The sequence below is a fragment of the Okeania sp. SIO2F4 genome, from assembly GCF_010672385.1.
In the GTDB taxonomy this organism is placed as follows: Bacteria; Cyanobacteriota; Cyanobacteriia; order Cyanobacteriales; family Microcoleaceae; genus Trichodesmium.
Genome location: NZ_JAAHGT010000002.1, coordinates 1 through 15,208 on the forward strand (window position 1 = coordinate 1; position 15,208 = coordinate 15,208).

General features: G+C 34.9%; 14 protein-coding genes. 8 read left to right on the forward strand and 6 right to left on the reverse strand.

The window, feature by feature from the left end; translation table 11 throughout:
- Positions 1–1,182 precede the first annotated feature (1,182 nt).
- Entirely contained in the window at positions 1,183–2,712 is a 1,530-nt protein-coding gene (locus F6K22_RS00175; RefSeq protein WP_293092083.1) for a glycosyltransferase family 2 protein, read from the reverse strand.
- 1,813 nt (positions 2,713–4,525) lie between these two features.
- Between F6K22_RS00175 and ebsA the strand changes: the two genes are divergently transcribed.
- The gene (gene ebsA, locus F6K22_RS00180; protein WP_293092085.1) at positions 4,526–4,900 is read left to right on the forward strand and encodes a type IV pilus biogenesis protein EbsA; all 375 of its coding nucleotides are present in this window, start codon (positions 4,526–4,528) and stop codon (positions 4,898–4,900) included.
- A 459-nt stretch (positions 4,901–5,359) separates the two neighbouring features.
- On the forward strand, positions 5,360–6,433 hold the full coding sequence (locus tag F6K22_RS00185) for a phosphotransacetylase family protein (protein WP_293092087.1): 1,074 nt from the start codon (positions 5,360–5,362) through the stop codon (positions 6,431–6,433).
- 315 nt (positions 6,434–6,748) lie between these two features.
- Here the strand turns inward: F6K22_RS00185 and F6K22_RS00190 are convergent, their stop codons facing one another.
- Complete coding sequence (locus F6K22_RS00190; protein WP_293092089.1) at positions 6,749–6,928, reverse strand: hypothetical protein; 180 nt, start codon at positions 6,926–6,928, stop codon at positions 6,749–6,751.
- Positions 6,929–7,584: 656 nt separating this feature from the next.
- Positions 7,585–7,731 (reverse strand): hypothetical protein, encoded by a 147-nt coding sequence (locus F6K22_RS00195; protein WP_293092091.1) that lies wholly within the window; start codon positions 7,729–7,731, stop codon positions 7,585–7,587.
- 87 nt (positions 7,732–7,818) lie between these two features.
- On the opposite strand from F6K22_RS00195, the gene F6K22_RS00200 reads away from it, so the two are divergent.
- The 3 genes from F6K22_RS00200 (at position 7,819) to F6K22_RS00210 (ending at position 9,740) form a co-directional block, all read left to right on the forward strand.
- Complete coding sequence (locus F6K22_RS00200) at positions 7,819–8,322, forward strand: DNA recombination-mediator protein A (RefSeq protein ID WP_293092093.1); 504 nt, start codon at positions 7,819–7,821, stop codon at positions 8,320–8,322.
- Between the two features lie 17 nt (positions 8,323–8,339).
- Positions 8,340–8,762, forward strand: a complete 423-nt coding sequence (locus F6K22_RS00205; protein ID WP_293092095.1) for an MAPEG family protein — start codon at positions 8,340–8,342, stop codon at positions 8,760–8,762.
- Between the two features lie 486 nt (positions 8,763–9,248).
- Positions 9,249–9,740 carry a YajQ family cyclic di-GMP-binding protein gene (locus F6K22_RS00210; protein WP_293092097.1) on the forward strand — a complete coding sequence of 164 codons (492 nt, stop codon included), beginning with the start codon at positions 9,249–9,251 and terminating at the stop codon, positions 9,738–9,740.
- A 455-nt stretch (positions 9,741–10,195) separates the two neighbouring features.
- Here F6K22_RS00210 and F6K22_RS00215 read toward each other — a convergent pair whose 3' ends face one another.
- On the reverse strand, positions 10,196–10,399 hold the full coding sequence (locus F6K22_RS00215; RefSeq protein WP_293092099.1) for a hypothetical protein: 204 nt from the start codon (positions 10,397–10,399) through the stop codon (positions 10,196–10,198).
- A 279-nt stretch (positions 10,400–10,678) separates the two neighbouring features.
- Between F6K22_RS00215 and F6K22_RS00220 the strand changes: the two genes are divergently transcribed.
- A complete protein-coding gene (locus tag F6K22_RS00220; RefSeq protein WP_293092101.1) occupies positions 10,679–12,064 on the forward strand; it encodes a WD40 repeat domain-containing protein in 1,386 nt (461 codons plus the stop codon).
- A 40-nt stretch (positions 12,065–12,104) separates the two neighbouring features.
- Here F6K22_RS00220 and F6K22_RS00225 read toward each other — a convergent pair whose 3' ends face one another.
- Both F6K22_RS00225 and F6K22_RS00230 read right to left on the reverse strand, forming a co-directional pair.
- Positions 12,105–12,527 carry a tetratricopeptide repeat protein gene (locus F6K22_RS00225; protein ID WP_293092103.1) on the reverse strand — a complete coding sequence of 141 codons (423 nt, stop codon included), beginning with the start codon at positions 12,525–12,527 and terminating at the stop codon, positions 12,105–12,107.
- Positions 12,524–13,699 (reverse strand): tetratricopeptide repeat protein, encoded by a 1,176-nt coding sequence (locus F6K22_RS00230; protein ID WP_293092105.1) that lies wholly within the window; start codon positions 13,697–13,699, stop codon positions 12,524–12,526. The genes F6K22_RS00225 and F6K22_RS00230 overlap by 4 nt, the downstream gene beginning before the upstream one ends.
- An 89-nt stretch (positions 13,700–13,788) precedes the next feature.
- Between F6K22_RS00230 and F6K22_RS00235 the strand changes: the two genes are divergently transcribed.
- Both F6K22_RS00235 and F6K22_RS00240 read left to right on the forward strand, forming a co-directional pair.
- Positions 13,789–14,145, forward strand: a complete 357-nt coding sequence (locus tag F6K22_RS00235; RefSeq protein WP_293092107.1) for a hypothetical protein — start codon at positions 13,789–13,791, stop codon at positions 14,143–14,145.
- Between the two features lie 60 nt (positions 14,146–14,205).
- Positions 14,206–14,508 (forward strand): hypothetical protein, encoded by a 303-nt coding sequence (locus F6K22_RS00240; protein ID WP_293092109.1) that lies wholly within the window; start codon positions 14,206–14,208, stop codon positions 14,506–14,508.
- Positions 14,509–15,208: the final 700 nt, after the last annotated feature.

Here is a 15,208-nt window from a genome sequence, read left to right on the forward strand (position 1 = left end):
TAATAATAGTTTGGGAGATTTCATTTGAGCATTCCCAAGATTTTGAGAAATTTGGCATCTATACTTGACCAAATACTTGCAGATAAAATAGTCATTAATAATGCTAAATTTATTGATATTATTGAAGGAGTCTAATAATTCCTATCACCCATAAATTTATCCATCCAGCATCCAGTTTTCCCAATCTTTTTTTCTCCTTTGCCCTTTTTCTAGCTATTGGATTTTTATAACTCATTTTTGTTATGGACATCAAAAAATAAACATCATTCAAGTATAGCAATTCTCAACCTTAACAATTGTTATGCTTATAACTTTGAGTACAACTATTTTTCTTCAATCATAGCAATTTGTGGGTATATTTGCTACAAAGAGAGCATCAATCATCAAAGATATCCTAGAAATTATCAAAATTAAATCTTTATTTTCTCCATTTTTTATCTCACAGTATCCTGCTCATAGTTAGATATAATTGCTGTGCAATCTGCGATATTAATCTGTTAAAAACATTATCAAGAGCTACAGCCACTTGTACAATTACTATCAAAATAAGTCATGGGATAATAACAAGCGTTCTACTAAGAATTGATTGATCGAGTAAATATTAAGAGGCTTAATCCCTTGCTAGATTTTGGTTTTGTGAGTTATAGTCCAGTAGATCCTAAATTCCTGAGAGCTAGGTACAATAAAACTTTTCTTGTGGAATGGTGCGCAAACAACTAAGTTTACACATCAGCTCTAAACTTACCCAAACCCAAAGGTTGCCAGGGAAGCGTTTCGGAGTATTCCTTTAAGAAAGCAATCTCCCAAAATAGAATTCGAGCTTCAGCAGCTCCGTTCCTACTTCTATGAGAAGTACGGACTGCAGTCTGTACATTTTCTAGACCAAGGCTTATTCTCCGTCCGTACTACACCTACTCATCCATATTGTTTTCTAAATTAACAGCAGGATTAAAGTCTTTGTCCATTTGAGAACCACATTCTGCACATTGATAAATCTTCTACTAGAAGAGCATTTTCTTTTGATGCCCAGAGTGAGAATATATAGTCATTCTCAATAAGACTGGAGCACTTTTTTAACTGAAACTCTTTCAAGGCAAGAAAACCTTGTCTCAATCTTAACTGGAATAACTATATTTGAGAACTTGGGTAAAATCTATATGCTTCAGTATTTAGCCCCAACTTTTAACTTTCCCCATCATCCCCATCACCTCTATGAACTGTTTTTACCCATTTTAGTCGCTTAGGTAATACAGACATCCGAGCAATAGTAATACCCATAACCACAAACCAATGCAACATATAAAAAGTTCCCCGCACGCTTTCTAGGAAAGTCAGCAATAAAGACAATGGATGTTCTTTCCTCAAAGCCAACTCCATCACCTTTTCCTTTTGTGCTAAACTCCTCTGTCGTTTCCGAGTTCGACGTAAACCAATAAACATTCCTAACAAAGACACCATCACAGTAAACACAGTTAATGGACTGGTTATTGGTAAACGACGTAAAATTATTGACATCAAAAAATCAGGCACAGCAGCAACCGATATTAGATATTGTGTCACCCAAAATTGCCATAAATCCCAGGTTTTACCAAATCCCATTCGGTTACGCAAAATCAATTGCCAGTAGTCTAGATACCGCTGATATCCTCCTTCGGCCCATCGGGAACGTTGGTGCCACAAAGCTATAGAGTTAGTTACTCCTTCCTCCATTACCGCTGGAAAAGCCAAAAAATCTATATCCCATTGATTTAGATGTAGGCGAATAGTTAAATCTAAATCATCAGTAATAGTTTGTTCGTTCCACCCCCCACACTCTTCTAAAGCATTCAGACGCACGAACTGGCCATTTCCCCTAAGTTCTCCAATCCCACCAATGGCAATTCGCTGTTCCTGAAAAAAACCATCTAGGACCATTTCTGCTGATTGTCCCTTTGTCCAAAAGTTTAGACCTGCATTGGCGATCGCTTTTCTTACTTGTACTGCTCCTACTTCTTCTCTAGTAAAAAGTGGTACTACCTTTCGGAGTAGATCGGGTGTTACCTGTGCATCTGCATCAAACACTCCTAAAATTTCTCCCTTCACAAAAGGTACTGCACTATTGAGAGCCCCTGACTTACCTCCCCCAGCATCTGGACCTCTTCTAATCACTTTTAGCTGTTGATATTCCTGAGCCAACTTTTCTAACAATACAGGGGTTTTATCTGTACTATTGTCATCTATTACCCACAGTTCATAATTATTAGTGGGATAATCCAAAGCACAGATATTTTTTACCAATTTGCTAATTACAGCTTCTTCGTTTTTAGCTGCTACCAACAAAGACACATAAGGCCAGTCTACCAAGTTTTCTTCTGATAGAGGTTTTGGAGCTAGTTTTGGTTTAGCAAATAGTATTCTCAAAAGTTGAACTGATAGTAAACCTGTCAAACTCAGAATTATCCAATATCCCCAGGACAGCAAATGCAGTATTATAGTAGTAGTCCAGATCAGCGATAGTATAAATGCTGCTTTACCTCTACGACCATCGTAAATATTCTGATTACTGAGCTTTTTTGTATCCACAACTTCCGTTTTTTGCTCTGTTTGTTTAGCATCTGAACTTTCCTGTTTTTCTGATACCTGATAATTTTGCTGTTCATTATCTGAGGTATAGTTTTGATAAATTTGGGTTTCCTGATAGTAATCGTTTTTTGGCCAAGAACTGTCCGGCATAATTCAACTGATCTTAAAAGATCCAACAACTAATAATTTTCTTATGTTTAAGAGACTAACCTAATTCTGTCCTAAAAAACTATAAAGATGGTCTTTTTACTTCTGGAGTGGAGGTTTAGAGGAGTTTTGGGTTGATAATTTTAGTTTTTGATAATTTCAGCACTTACACCTCTTTATAGTTGTAAACTAATCTATATATTAAATGCTATAGGGGTCTGTCAACTTGGAAATAATGGATAAATTTTTGTAACTTTGATTTAGGGGCAATCCTTTTGACAATTGGTTAATCCTCAAAACTATTTTGACCGCCTAATAGTTATTTTTTCATATATCTAGTGTTTTGCATAAGTCATAAATTTGTTGCAATGATTTGATTTCTTGGAATGGGGAAGTTAGTCTCATCCAATAGCTCGATCTAAGAAGTAGTTCCTCTTTTTGATTTTTCATCCCCAAATCTGCTATATCCTATTTTCAGCTATGATCATTAAATTCAATCTATAATACCAATTTCATAAAATATCGCTACGGTCAAGAAAAAAGGTACACTGCTTCTGGGTTCTGGGTAATATAAGTATGCAAAAAAGGTTTAATTTTTACAATTTATCAGAGGTCTAAAATGTAAAGTTGCAGGCATAAATCACAGATTTATCAGTAACCACCTAGGGATAATTTTTGATAATAAAAGTAAGATTTCAAATATACTCGGAGTTTTCATTATTGGATATTTTAGTCTCATATTTGTATGATTTTTTGATGATTTATATATAAATAAAGATAGTTTTGAGTATTCTTAGAACTAATACCAGTTGCAAAAAATATTGCTACAAAGTATCGAGGTTTTAGTCTAAGTGAGTCAGTAGCTATGAATTCATATCATTTATTTGGCATTAGACTAAAACAGACTCATAATTAACTAAAGACAATTTACTAAGTTTAATAAATTATTTTTAGATCAATAGCATAATTACATTTTTTACTTCATAATAGGCAAAAAATAGATATATGAATATTTTTGTACTTATTTGACTGTAACTATCTATCCATGAATTTTATATAAAGTTACCAGTCTTATCAGCCCAGACTATCCAAGCAGATAAATCCAGGTTGCTTTTTTTCTTAATGAACTAATTTTTTTTAGTAATAGTTAAAATTAGATCCAACTACATTAATAACGACTTGTTCAATAATTAACAATTTTCATGTCGGCGACAGCCGAAACAATTATCTATCCTTAAAAAATAGAGGATTGACGAACAGGAAAAATTTTTCTTTTCTCTTGCTCCATTAGATATGGCTAGGAAAGATCCCCATCCCTACACCGCTTTTTATCGTTTAAAGGGCTGAATCCTCAGACCCTAATAACATAAGACAATTCCAGGATGATAGCTGTATAAGTTCAAATCTCAAATATAGCACAATACGGTTCAGATCAGACCAAAACTCATAAAGTATAGAACCATTAGATGAGCTTTTTAGATTACATAAATGCCCAAAAAATTCGTAACTGAGCTGCATTGATCCATAGACTCATCTACTTTCCTTTTTCTTTCTTCCTTCTTCAAAAAATCCCTAACTGAACCATATTGAAATATAGCAATCATATTTCAGCTATAATATTTTAGTAGTAATTAGGAGTCAGAACTCAGAATAGAAAAGGATTTTGATTGCTCTTAATTGTTCTTAAATATCTATCAAAATCCTTCCTAATTGTTATATAATAATTCTAAATATACTTGCTAAATTGCCTAGTTATATAAACAGAAAACGACCAGGCTTTGATGGGCAGTATTTATTGCGGAGATAATAAAATAGGATGCCACAAATTAATCAATTAAAGCCAGCCGAGAAGGGAGAAATAGCTGTTTATGCTCCATATTACACAGATAAAAGACGTAAATATCTAGGTCTTGCTATTAGCCTATATAAACAAAAAAATTTAGAAGGAGCAAGAAATATAGAAGGAGGCGAAAATATTCCTTTTGTTATTACCTGGACTGTTTCTATATTACCTGCAGACATAACTCGTTGCAGAATGCAGTTTGATGGTAATCAAGAACTCAGCTATGAAATTATGATGGCTACTTATGAGTTTATTGATTTTTTAATCGATGTCTTACTGAATTATAACAAAACTCGCACGATTGATTTTTCTAAGACTTTCTACGGAAAGCTACTTCGCTACGAGTAATTTAGGTTTGATACTCACTTCTAAGACTGACTCTTGAAAATAGGATTTCAAGTCTCACAATTTTATGGGAGTTCTGACTATCATTATCAAAACCTTGGCTTTTATACCCGCACTCTCCTGCAAGGGATTGTCTTGTGAGAAAGCCCAGAAATTTTGCCCTTTTACCAGAAATTTTCTAGCCTAGATAATGGTGTCTGACTAGCAATTTCGGGAGGAAAAAACCTCTGGACTTTTATACACTGATTTGCTTTGAACAAACTTATTCATAAAAAACCAATCCGGCTAAAGGACTAAGCAACAGGTTACTGCTAACTTTGGACCTATTGTACTAAATCGACCACAATGTTTGCCATATATCCTCAAAAAAGGTTTTATATCCTAGATTGGAGATATAAAAAGGAATACTTGCCCTAAAAATGCGATAATTTCCACAAGTTCATTAATTGCAGGAGTGAGGATGTGCCAAAATCTGCAAATTATTTGCTAATTGGATCGACTGAACCTTACAGTGGCAAGTCTACAATTACTTTAGGAATAGCCCATGAGTTACAAGGGCAAGGTATAAGCATTGCCTATGGAAAACCTTTGGGAAACTGTTTAACTCCAACATCTATTCCGACAGATGCTGATGTACAGTTCATAACTGAAACTCTCAAGCTTTCACAAAATTGTATTCGACCAACTTTGTTGATGCTCGATCAAAGTACTATAGAGAAGCGGTTGCTTGGAGAAGAAAAAACAGATTATCAAAAATCTCTAGCCCAATATCTACAGATAGAGGGAGAGGATTTAGTAATATTAGAAGGACCGAGTACCCTAGATGAGGGTAGTCTTTTGGAATTATCACTGCCACAAGTTGCGGAAATTCTTAATGCTTCTGTAATTTTGGTAACTCGTCCAAATTCACATTATTATATAGACTCTTTACTCTCAGCTAAACAACGTTTAGGTAGTTCCCTTCTGGGTGTAGTCATTAATGATGTCCCAGGATCGGCACAAGAAACAGTAACTACATTAGTAAGACCTTTTCTCGAAGCTAGGAATATACCTGTATTAGGAATATTGCCTAGAAGCAGTCTCCTACGCAGTGTCACAGTTGAAGAATTAGTTAAGCAATTAAAAGCCCAGGTGCTTTGTCGTCCTGACCGCCTGGATTTAATGGTAGAAAGCTTGACAATCGGTGCAATGAATGTTAGCGCAGCGATAAAATATTTCCGTAAGACTACAAATATGGCGGTAGTTACGGGGGGCGATCGGACAGACATTCAGCTAGCAGCTTTAGAAACTTCAACCCATTGTCTAATTTTAACTGGGCAACTTCCACCTGATGAGTTAGTGCTGCGTCGTGCTGAGGATGTAGAAGTACCTGTTTTGTCAGTGGACTATGATACTCTATCTACTGTGGAAATTATAGATCGAACCTTTGGTAGTGTCCGTCTACATGAACCTGTCAAAGTAGAATGTGTTAAAAGACTAATGGCACAAGATTTTGATTTTGAACACTTGTTCAGTCATTTTCAGCTACGCTCATAGCTGGGAAATTTGGGAAATTATTGAAATTTTAATGGATCATTAACCCCTGAGAAAAAGGGGGAGAAACAGAAGCTGAAATCTTACCCCAAGATACTTAAACATACTTTTTTTCAGGCATTGCTCATGGGGTATGGTTCCCGCTGATTTTAAGCCTTTAGAGAATATAGGTTACAACCTTCGGGACATTGCAAAGCGCTGAAGCAGGAAGCTTGTCTCCAAAACTCAACTCTCGGTTTGGGAGGTTGCTTGTCTAAATGAATGCTGCGCAAATACTTCTCTGGCAACCTTCGGTTTTGGGTAAGTTCATAAAAACGGCTAAAGTTCTATATCAGTAGCATAAATACGTTCCATGGGAGAGAAATTTGGCCATAATTTGGCTGTAGCGAGGGTCTGGGTTTCATGGTTAAAACAACCGCTTGCCCCAAACATTTCTCTACTAATATCTACTCCTGGTTTATGAACTAATAGATTAAGTAAAAATGAGCACTCACACACTAAAATCTATGTACCTAATTCTGGTTGCCAATTTCATGCATTGCCAAAGGTTTTGACCTTCGTAAAAGCTGGCAGTACTTGAAACCTACAAGGGAAATGAAAAATATCAGATTTATACCTGGTATTCTGTTCTTTCTTTGCAGAGAACAGTAAACAGCTCATGGTTATTGACCCCCTAGATCAGAGGACTTAAAATTTACTGCTAGAATTGCCCCATCTCCATTAAACCAATGTCTTACTGCCTGGACAATTCCGATATAAGCCTAAAGAATGATGGGAGGAATTACGCAGTGCCCGCTTTAACGGCTGGTTGAATAACTACATACAGGATTTATCCCTTGGTAAAAATCTGCTATACTAGAGGAATAAGGAACAAGCTTTGTCGCCATGACCTCTAGCTAGTGCGGTGAGATTCCGGTGGACAGTTAATGGGGAATTAATTTCCTACGACGGCTGAAAGCAAGCAGGCAGCTAAAGCAGCGAGAAGATTGCTCCAACACCTACAGAGTCAAACCACTCGGAAAGCTCAAAAAAAGTAAGCTCACAGCTAGATAATGGTCTATCCATGCCAAGGAGTCTGGAAGTCTTTTGACAGGCTTAAATAAAACACAGATTTATTCTGTTTTCGGTGGATTCGCCACATAATTCAGGGTGTTTTAACTCCTGGAGATGTCAAAACTCCTTAATCCAGAAGGTACAATACCAGAAAGAATTGGTAGGGGAGTGGGTGGAAATTCTTGAGCTAATTTAGCCAAGGATTTTGCCTCTCCTGATTTTTGTCTTGATTGATTTTTTAGACTCAATTGTTATTTTTCCCACAAAATAAATGTACAAAAAGATATTTACTTGTTATAATCCCTTTGGCAGTTTTATTACAATAGATAAAATCTTTGAGTCAATCAATTGATATACCTAAGGTAGATGATTTTTTAGAGGAACTTTTAGCAATCCAACAAACAGGTTCTAAAAGAATTGCTGTGTTGGGTTCTCGTCATGTTCCTATTACTCATCAACAATTAATTGAGTTGTTAAGTTATGCCTTGGTTTTAGGTTCAAATCATATTATTACATCAGGAGCAACTGGTACTAATTTAGCAGTAGTTCGGGGAGCAATGAGGGCTGACCCTAATTTAGTTACTGTAATTTTACCTCAAAGTCTGAAACGACAACCAAGAGAATCTCGTAAAGAGTTAGAAAAGGTAATTCATGTGGTGGAAAATCCTAAAAACGATCAATTATCTTTAGCTGAAGCGAGTTCTATTTGTAACCAAGAAATTGTTTCTAGATGTCAACAGTTAATTTGTTTTGCTTTTCACGATAGTCATACTTTAATTAAGACTTGTCAAGATGCAGAAGAACAACGTAAAGTAGTAACTCTATTCTACCTTGATTAGTTAATTTTACTATAAAAATGAGTCTGTTGGAATTACCACCATCTTCAATCTTTTTGGATTGTATAGTTTTAGGGGCAATTTTGGTATATGCACCTTTTTTAGTAGTAGCCTACGGTCGTGTTAAAGTAGGCTATGATTTGGGTGCGCCTCGTGCTTTGTTTGAAAAGTTGCCTGATTATGCTAAAAGAGCAACTTGGGCACATCAAAATTCTTTTGAAACTTTTATTTTATTTGCAGCAGCTTCTTTTATGGCATATTTGACAGAACAAGATTCTGTATTAGCTATAGGAGCAGCAGTTGCTTTTGTGATTGGACGATTTTTTTATTCGATATTTTATATTTTGGATGTACCTATAGGGCGATCGCTCATGTTTGTTATTAGTTCTTCTGGTACGGCTATTTTGTTTATTCTAAGTTTAATTAGTGTTAATAATTTGTAAGTATTCAGCTATTAGCAGTTAGCTCTCAACTTTTGAATAAATGAAGCAAGTATGAGCTTAACTTCTACGACATTTTCAACTTATAATAAATTGAAATACAAGAACGACTTGCAAAAGTTAAAGGTAATGAAGCTGATAGCTAATAGGGCGTTGGTAAATCAGGGTATGATTTGTATTTTTTGGTAATTCCTAAACTATTGAATAACAAATATTTGAGATTGTTCAATTTTTATTTTCATACCTTTATTCACCAACGCTACTAATAGCTGAATGCTGAAAATAATTTTTAGTAAGCTATTTTTGTGACAGGAATTTTTATTAAGTAAAATCTGCACCAAAACAAGAAAAAAACAAGAAACCGAGTTTATTGCCCTAATTATTGTTGGTTATCAGGAAATTTTGATAAACCCGGTTTCTCCAGAAAGAATTAAATGCTTACGACAGGAATTTTTATTAAGTAAAATCAAGATAATATCTGAAAAAATTATGGCATCTACATCATCATTTGATATAGTCAGCGATTTTGATAGACAAGAATTAGTGAATGCTATAGACCAAGCGGAGCGAGAAATTAAAGCTCGTTATGACTTGAAAGATTCTAATACGACATTAGAATTAGGCGAAGATACAATTACCATAAATACGAGTAGTCAATTTAGTTTAGATGCTGTTCATACTGTTTTACAAACTAAGGCTGCTAAACGGAATTTATCGTTAAAGATATTTGATTTTGGTAAAGTTGAATCTGCTAGTGGTAATAGAGTTAGGGAAGAAGTCAAGCTGCAAAAAGGCATTAGTCAAGAAAATGCTAAAAAAATTACTAAGTTGATTAAAGATGAATTTAAAAAGGTTCAAGCATCTATTCAAGGTGATGCAGTGAGAGTTTCTGCTAAGTCGAAAGATGAATTACAAGCAGTAATGCAAAGGTTAAAAGCAGAAGATTTTCCCATGCCATTGCAATTTACTAATTATCGTTAAAAGAGGGATTCAATAATTAATAATTAACAATTAATAATTAATAATTAATAATTACCTGTTCTTTTTAAGAAGAGGATTGGTTAAAAGAAATTTTTTTCTTTTTTCTCCTTGAAAGGAGAGGCTTTATAGTTTGATTTTTGGGTAAGGGAGTAAGGGAGTAGGGGAGTAGGGGAGTAGGGGAGTAGGGGAGTAGGGGAGTAGGGAACAAACAAAAAATATTTACCCCGTCAAAAGTATAAATATTTTACCTCATAAAAACGCGAAACTCTCTATTATATAATCTGATTCTATTCTAAATTTAGAATGTAAAAAAACTTGGCTTAAAAATTGCTATTTTAGTCATACAAGAGTGGAAAAACTACTCTGACAATTTTTATTCATATCTCCTCTAAATTCCAATTTCTCCTGACTGCTAACTGCTACTCTTACCAAAATACTTTTTGAGTAAATCCTGATTAATCATCCGGAAATTGCCAACAAGAAATACGCTCAATATTGGTACTTTTGCAATTAGGGCATATTCCTTCCCAGGATGATTCTACCCATTCATATTCACAGCTATGACAATGACAGAATATATTGTTAATATTAGCGTCTTGAATTTTTTTCTGCCAGGCTTGCAATAGAGAAATATCTTGTTGTTTGTTATTTTTTGACATTTTTATTTCTAATTACAATCAATACTTGGAAATCTATTTTTACTACACAGATTCAATTTTTAGGCATTATTAAAATCAAATTATACAATACAGCTCTTTTCAGAAATATAAACCACATTATAATAACTAAAATTAAATTTGTAGGGAGGTTACATGGAAGGTTTCTATAGCTATATTCACAAATGAAAACTTCTTTAACGTATTTAGTACCTACCTAATATTGCAATTTACAGATTATCATTAATTATAGTCTTATAACTTATAAAAATTTCAAAAGTTATGACACAATCACCATCACCACCTCCTACTAACGGTGGGAATATTTCTCCAAAAAAGGTTGTAATAGGAGTTGTTGGATTTCTAGCTGCTGTAGCAGGTGCATTACCATTGATTGGAATTACTAAAAAAGGTTATTGTATTGTTGCAGCTAACTCTCCCTTACCAGTTATGGGTTATTGTTGGGAATACTCAGATAGCCAAAACAAATCCAAGAACTATAAAATTATACCTGGATATCAATTTGAGGCTTATGCCGCTACTTTGAGTCCAAATATGGACAGTATTACTTTACTTGAAAATAGTAAAGAAGCCTATTCTATTATTGCTTCAAGTAAACTCCTAGGAACACATAACACTGAAGTCTATAGTCTTGCTTTAAGTCCAGATAGCAAGATTTTAGTTAGTGGTAGTGTAGATGGCGAGATAAAACTTTGGGATGTCTCAACAGGCAAACAGAAAAGTAGCTGGAAAAAACATAACGGAGTTGTCAGAACAATGGCTTTTAGCCCTGATGGTAAGATTTTAGCAAGTAGTAGTCGTGATGGTACAATCAAGTTTTGGGATGCAAAAAAACTAGAAACTCAAGCACGCTATCTTGGAGAAGTGAATCATCAAGGTGGCGCTGATTCTATTACATTTCTTCCTAAGAGCTGCTCACAAAGTCAAATCTTAGCGAGTGCTGGAGAGAGTGGCATTATCGAACTGTGGGATGCAGAAACAAGACAGCGGATTAAGACTTTGCGGGGACATTCAGAGGAAACAGGACCATTTTCGAGGGTTTGGTCTGTTGCATTTAGCCCAGATTGTGAAACTTTAGCTAGTGGTGGCCATAATTCAAAGCTCCAGCTCTGGGATTGGCAGACAGAAAAGCTGAAAAATGTATTAGAAATGTATAGACCTGTTTCTCAAGGTTCTGAAGAACCTAGACCTATTTCTGAGGTTGTATTTAGCCCAGATGGTAAAACTTTAGTAAGTTCTGGTTTTCACAGTGAGTATGTTCACATCTTTGAAGTCCAAGGAGTGTCAAACCAAAATCCAGTTAGGATTATGAAGCACTATTGTAGGCATAACTCAGATAATGATAGTGATAAGTGTAAGCTAAATGCTTCTTGCCTCAGGAGGACAGATACAGCTCAAAAAAATTGTGGAGTACACACAATCACAATTTCCAAGAATGGTAAATTGTTAGCATCTGGTGGTTATGACTCGAATATCAAAATTTGGAACTTAACTTCTCAAGAGCAAGTTGTGAATATTTCAAGCAAGCAAGGTTCAATTAGAAAGCTGATATTTAGTTATGATGGCAACTTTTTAGTAAGTAGTAGTGGCTATACTAATGACTCCTTAGGTAGAAATAATACGGTAAAAATTTGGCGACCTTTTTAAATTAAAAATTAGGGCAAAAAGAAAAAACTATCAGAGCAACTTACTCAGATTTAATTTCCCTGGCTTTCTCCCAACTTTTATTAGCCTCCTCCATCAAACCCAAATCTTTCAAAACATTTCCTTTCTCATACCAACCATCATAAAAATTAGGCTTAATTTCTAATACCTTGTCATAACAATTAACTGCTTCTGTCAAATTTCCCAAACTAATCAAAAAATTAGCCTTATTATACCAAGCCAAATAATAACCAGAATTAATTTCTAAAGCTTTGTCACAACTAACTATTGCCTCTTCCCATCTCCTCAATTTTCCTAAAGCTTCTCCACGGTTGTTCCAAGCCAAATAATAATCTACCTTAATTTCTAAAGCCTTTTCATGGCTGGCGATCGCCTCAGACCATCTTTCCAATTTTCCCAAAGCTTCAGCACGGTTATTCCCAGCCAAATAATCAAAAGTAGTCAATTAGATTTAATTTCCCTTGCCTTTTCCCAACTTTTATTTGCCTCTTCCATCAAACCCAAATCTCTCAAAACATTTCCTTTCTCATTCCAACAATCATAAAAATTAGGCTTAATTTCTAAAGCCTTATCATAACAATTAACTGCTTCTGTCAAATTTCCCAAACTAACGAAAAAATTAGCTTTATTATACCAAGCCAAATAATAACCAGAATTAATTTCTAAAGCCTTATCACAACTAGCGATCGCCTCTTCCCATCTCCCCAATTTTCCCAAAGCTTCTCCACGGTTATTCCAAGCCAAATAGTCATCAGACTTAATTTCTAAAGCCTTATCATGGCTGGCGATCGCCTCTTCCCATCTTCCTAACTGTACTAATGCCTTGCCCCGATTATACCAAACTTGGTGATAATCAGGCTTCAAAGCCAAAGCACTTTCCCAGCTATCAACTGCTCCAGCTAAATCTCCAGCTTTTGCTTGCTCCAAACCTAACTGAGCAAATATTTCCGAATTTTGCTCGGCAGACTGTTGTTGATTTTCTACTCCCACCCCAAGTTGACTAACCATTTTCTGAATAACTACTCTTGGGTCACTCGTCTGTATACCTAACTGTTGGGCAACAGTAGCTAATAAATTAGGATTTTCCTGAAGCTTAACTACTAAATTTTCCAAAGCTTCATTTTCTTGATTTTCTCCTAAAGATGGTTGAGGAGCAGGAGAGACACCAGCATCAGGTCCATCATATTCCCAAATAGCTCCACTATTATCCCGACTTAAAAGTTCAGTTCCAATATTATTAGCCAGAGTTCCCAGAATTTGTAGAGAAGAGAGCGATTGAGTCAAGTGAGCAAACCTAACCATTCTCTGAGCCAACTCATCATTAGGTTTCGGGGATGCTAATAATCTTTCTCCAAATCGTTGTAGCCATTCTTGCCAAAGTTCAGGTTTACCTCGGTCTCCCAGGTCGTCAAAAAAATTCTTTACTCTTTCAGGAGACCAACCTTGAGCAATACCTTCTAAAAGTTGACCGAAGAGAAAATCATAATCTGTATCTGTTAAAGGTGGAGGAGACTGAGAGAGTGGTTGAGTTTCTGAAGAGTTTGTTTGAGGTTGAGAGAATAACCCCAAAAATTTTTCCCATAAACTTTTTAGCCATTGCCAAATTCTGCGAAACATTGGTTTGATTAATTAAAACCTTCCTTTCAAAGTATAAACTTTTATTCTATTGTAGTATAGTACGGAAGGGAACAAATAATGCCAGCAAAATGCTTTTAGCCCAACAACTCGAAAACTTGGTACAACAAATGACTAGGCTAGAAAATGAGGAGATTACACTTCCCATATTAATTTCTAGTATGATGATACCTTCCACATTGACGACAAAATATTTTATTACAGTTGTTTATGGAAATGATTATGATGCAACAGAGAATGTAACAAAGCTGGCTTCAAAATTATATGATGTTACTTTGCTTTCATCTATTACCTCTACTTATGCAGGCATCCGAAACCATATTGCGAAAAAACGCAATATTCTTATTCCTTTGATTGATGTAACAAAGGAACTTGAAAAGAAGAAAAGAGAAGAGTTGTTTGAGATGCTAAAGGTTGGTGTTAATTAAACAGGAAAGGTTTTTACACCTAAGAAAAAGTATGAGTATGATGTAGGATGTCCTAAAATTTTGTCTACTAAAGAACGTATTTGGAAGGAGGCAAAATTTGATCATATTAGAGATAGATTTATTATTATTCCGACAGTAGAATTTATTGAAGATTTTGATGTTGACTATGATTATACACCTTTATTCAAAGCTCGTGAAGAATTTTGGTTGTCCGCAGCTAGTGAGTTTGAGCAAAATTTGAAGTTGCTTGAAGGTGTTAATAGGCAGTTAATAGCTACGATGGCATCAATCTATGATATCTCTGTATCAGAGGCAGTAGATAAAGTATCTATTTATCAAGAATTAGTAAAAAAATACTTCTAATTATTAGACAAAAACTAGGGACGCTGTAATGAGCTTGCCTAGCAAACTAAAAATCTTAGAATTTTTAATCTCTAAAACCTTTGTATAGAAAGGCTTTCATTTCTAGATTGCCCCTCATAGCAACTTCGCTATATTTACCCCTAATCAAAAAAGAAAAATATATTTAATTCAGCTACTAGGCTAGGTACTGAGAAGGATTCGAGAAAATTCCTTAGAACTGTAGTATTGTAGTTTTTTATCTATCTATCTTAATCTTCTATAGATTAAATTACTAATCAAAAAAGAAAAAGATATTCAATTTACTTCCTAGGGTAGATGTACTCTGATCTGGAAAATTTCTCGGAACTATTGCGCAATAGTTTTGAATCTATCTATCTATCTATCTTAATCTTCTATAGATTAAATTACTAATCAAAAAAGAAAAAGATATTTAATTTACTCTCTAGGGTAGATGTTGAGAAGATACTCTGATCTGGCTTATCTGGAAAATTCCTCGGAACTATTGCGTAATAGTTTTGAATCTATCTACCTGAGTCTTTGTCGATTAAATTACTAATCAAAAAAGAAAAAGGGATTTAATTTATTTTCTAGGGTAGATGTTGAGAAGATACTCTCAGCTGGAAAATTCCTCGGAACTATTGCGTAATAGTTTTGAATCTATCTACCTGAGTCTTTGTCGATTAAATCACTAATCAAAAAA